General features: G+C 51.6%; 1 pseudogene. It reads right to left on the bottom strand.

Annotation, left to right across the window (positions count from 1 at the left end):
• Nucleotides 1-219, bottom strand: a pseudogene (locus tag HJY11_RS14260) (excinuclease ABC subunit UvrC); the annotation flags it as partial.

Below are 219 nucleotides of genomic sequence, written 5' to 3'. Positions count from 1 at the left end.
AGTGTTTCATTAAATCCTTTCTGCGCTTTGGACCCACTCCTGGAATCTCATCCAGAATCGAATGAACCTGCCCCTGCCCCCGAAGTTTTCGGTGAAACTCGATGGCAAAACGGTGTGCCTCATCCTGTACACGGGTAATGAGCTTAAATGCCTCAGAATCCGTCCGGATCGGAAGCTCCTCGTCCCGATAGTAAAGTCCCCTCGTACGATGCCGGTCAT

The organism is Bittarella massiliensis (ex Durand et al. 2017) (genome assembly GCF_017566145.1).
Taxonomy (GTDB): domain Bacteria; phylum Bacillota; class Clostridia; order Oscillospirales; family Ruminococcaceae; genus Bittarella; species Bittarella massiliensis_A.
The sequence above is the reverse complement of the archived record's forward strand: the minus strand, read 5'-3'. Positions and strand labels throughout refer to the sequence as shown.